Genomic DNA, 2,931 nt, shown 5'->3' on the forward strand with positions numbered 1-2,931 from the left:
GCACCAGGAAGAGGACGCCTAGCCCAATTTGCAGCAATAGGAGCATGTCCGTTCCGGCGTCAGGAGCCTGGGGCGCCGTCTCCGCCTCGGCCGCGGGGGCCGCCTCGGCAATCGCCTCGACCGTCGGCGCGACGACCGTCAACGTCGCCTCGAATGTCTGTTCCTGGCCGGCCGCCTCGCTCTCATCCGGCCCGGTCTGATCGAGTAACTCCGACGTCGCCTCGGGCGCGGGCAGGGCAAGCTCCGTTTCCGGGATAGGGGCGGTCGTGCCCTCGGGCGCGGTGGCTTCGGCGGCCGCGGCCGCTTCCTCGGTCACCACCTCGGGGGCTTCGGCGGCGGCCAGCTCGGCCGCAGGCTCCTCTCCCGCTTCACGGGAGGTTTCCTCGACGGGGGCCGCTGCTTCCTCCGGCGCGGCTTCTTCCACCCCTCCAAACGTCGCGACATCTTCCTCGCCCACTACTCTAGTAACCTCGGCCACCGCAGCGGACGGCGCGGGCAGGCCGACCCCGCCGAACTGGCCGCGGAAGACGCCCAGCGCCAGGACGAAGATGAACAGGAACGCCGCCAACGCCGTGGCCCCACGCAGGGCCGGGTACAGTTGCAGCAACGGCTGGGACTTGGGTTTGGCATAGGTCGCCGGGTTGAGGGCGAAGCTGCGCGGCACGCGCCGCCGGGGCATGGCCCGCAGTTGGAGCTTGAGCGCCCGCAGTTGCTCGACCTCGGCGCGCAGGCGGGGATCGCGGGCCAGTTGGGCCTCGAAGCTGGCCCGTTCGGCCGGCGCGAGGGCATTGTCCAGATATGCGCTCAGCATCTCCTGGCGTTTGTCCTCGTTCGATCCGCGGTCGCGCCTAAAGTCAAGCATGATTAGCCACCTACATTTCGCTAGATTCTAGACGATAGGCCGCCGGTAATAGTTCCCCCCCAACCGCCTGCAAACAGTCGCGCAATTTGGCGCGGGCGCGGCTGATGCGCGACTTGACCGTGCCCAGCGAGACGCGCGTGATCGTGGCGATCTCCTGGTAGTCGTAACCCTCCACGTCGCCCAGCACGGTGGCGATGCGCTGGTCGTCGGGCAGCGCCTTCAGGCAGTGCTCGATGGCCTGGGCCAGTTCCACGCGCTGGCGGTGGGCCTCCGGGCCGTCGGCGGGGCTGCGCAGAAAGGCGTAGGACTCGTTCTCGTCCGTCATCTCGTCGAGGGAGGATTGGGGGCGGCGCTTGCGGCGGCGCAACTCGTCGTAGCAGCGATTGGTGGCCACACGCATGAGCCACGACTTGAAGCTGCCGCCGCGGAAGGTGCGTAAGCTCTGGTAAGCGGTGATGAACGTCTCCTGAGCCACGTCCTCGGCCGCCGCCGGGTCGCCCATGATGCGGTAGGCGACGTTGAATACCAGCTCCTGGTATTGCACCACCAGCCGGTTGAAGGCGACGACGTCGCCGCGCTGGGCTTGCTGAATCAGCGACTCTTCGTTCATATTAGTAGACCTGACAGGTTTCAGAAAACCTGTCAGGTCTGTCGGCCAAATTGACAGAACGCGCGTCTTGGCCTATACTCGGCTCCGCATTGACCCTGGCCGAAGTGGCGGAACAGGCAGACGCGCACGACTCAAAATCGTGTTCCTTCGGGAGTGTGGGTTCGATTCCCACCTTCGGCATGAACGAATTATAGTCTGGCCGGTCAGGCAGGCAACGTACGGCAATGACTGCTACAGAGTGCGCATCCTCAGATGCGCACTTCGCGTTTGGAAAGGGGAACTTCGCGTCCAAGGGCCGCATCTGAGGGCGCAGACTCAGTCCTCGGCGAACGGCGCACATCAGGAATGTAACAGCACGGTGTGTCCCGGGCCATTCAGCGTCACTTCAAGATGGTTGAGCACGTCCCGCCCAATGACCACTTCTTCGTTGACCGCATCGCCGATAACCTCTAGCCAGCCTTGTTTATAGGGGCCAAGCCCGATGGCGACGGCGTACAAGTCTACCAGCAGCCGATCACCCGTCGTGCCCCGCAGCCACGCTTTCCGATTGCGACGCGCCCGCAGTTGCTCCAGGTACGAAAGCGGCACGCTGGTAGAGTCAGCGCCGGAATCGATGAGCGCCATGACCTATTTACCGGCTGCTTAATCATTCCTGTAAGTCGCCGGCAATACGATTGGATTAGCCAGTTTAAGCGCTATTTCACCAATCCAACGTTAGGAGTCACACGTGACCACGCAACCAAATAAGTCAAAGTCGCGGGATGGATTTAGCATTCCGGGATTCCTGCTTTTTATCGGCCTTGTGCTACTACTTTTCGGGGCGCTTGTACTCATCTCGCGTTCGGATGATTCCCGCCATCCCGCCGCGCCCCGGCCGCAAGCGACGGTCGATCCCTTCAGAGTGTTTACCACTGTTCGCAACGATTGCGGCGCATGTGGAACCGATTCCCCTGTCGGAGGCTGGGAGAACGGCAACGGCGACGCCATGATTATCAACGCTGACCGCACCTTCTTCGTGTCGATGGCCTCTGGCGACAGCTTCGGCGGCGATTGGCAACTAAGCGGTAACAAATTTTGCTTAGTGCAGCCGGGCGAGATCGTGTGCTTCGACTATAAACAGAAGGTTGACGCAATGACTCTAGACGGCGCAATCTTCATTCGACGATAATCCGGCCCTCTCCCCCACTACCCAAAAGCCACTTCAGGAATGCGCCAGCACGGTGTGTTCTGAGCCGTTCAGCGTCACTTCGAGTCGGAGGCAACCAATCGGGGCGAACGCGCATGGATCGTCGGCAGCGGCTCATCTTCAACGGTCGTAAGCCAGACAAAGCGATCGGGGTAGCGCGCCGCGATCCGGCGGTAGAGGGCGACCTTGTCCCCGTCATGGTCAATCAGTTGGCCGTCGAGGATGGCGACGTGCCGGCCGTAGTATTGCGTCTTTAGGCTCGGGTGCAGGGCA

The 2,931-nt window shown here is 62.8% G+C and carries 5 protein-coding genes and 1 tRNA gene; 2 read left to right on the forward strand and 4 right to left on the reverse strand.

Features of this window, described 5'->3' with window-relative positions; translation table 11 throughout:
• Both ACE3UY_RS04820 and ACE3UY_RS04825 read right to left on the reverse strand, forming a co-directional pair.
• Positions 1-862, reverse strand: an 862-nt coding sequence (locus ACE3UY_RS04820) for an anti-sigma factor (RefSeq protein ID WP_374686418.1), incomplete at its 3' end; no start/stop codon positions are given.
• 10 nt (positions 863-872) lie between these two features.
• Complete coding sequence (locus ACE3UY_RS04825; RefSeq protein WP_374686419.1) at positions 873-1,472, reverse strand: RNA polymerase sigma factor; 600 nt, start codon at positions 1,470-1,472, stop codon at positions 873-875.
• 98 nt (positions 1,473-1,570) lie between these two features.
• Between ACE3UY_RS04825 and ACE3UY_RS04830 the strand changes: the two genes are divergently transcribed.
• Positions 1,571-1,652, forward strand: a tRNA-Leu gene (locus ACE3UY_RS04830).
• Positions 1,653-1,811: 159 nt separating this feature from the next.
• Here ACE3UY_RS04830 and ACE3UY_RS04835 read toward each other — a convergent pair.
• Entirely contained in the window at positions 1,812-2,060 is a 249-nt protein-coding gene (locus tag ACE3UY_RS04835) for a hypothetical protein (protein ID WP_374686420.1), read from the reverse strand.
• A 139-nt stretch (positions 2,061-2,199) separates the two neighbouring features.
• On the opposite strand from ACE3UY_RS04835, the gene ACE3UY_RS04840 reads away from it, so the two are divergent.
• On the forward strand, positions 2,200-2,640 hold the full coding sequence (locus ACE3UY_RS04840) for a hypothetical protein (RefSeq protein ID WP_374686421.1): 441 nt from the start codon (positions 2,200-2,202) through the stop codon (positions 2,638-2,640).
• A gap of 74 nt (positions 2,641-2,714) precedes the next feature.
• Here ACE3UY_RS04840 and ACE3UY_RS04845 read toward each other — a convergent pair.
• On the reverse strand, positions 2,715-2,931 hold a 217-nt coding region (locus tag ACE3UY_RS04845), incomplete at its 5' end, for a DUF5678 domain-containing protein (RefSeq protein ID WP_374686422.1).

Origin of the sequence: Promineifilum sp. (SeqCode), from assembly GCF_041918635.1 — a bacterium.
In the GTDB taxonomy this organism is placed as follows: Bacteria; Chloroflexota; Anaerolineae; order Promineifilales; family Promineifilaceae; genus Promineifilum.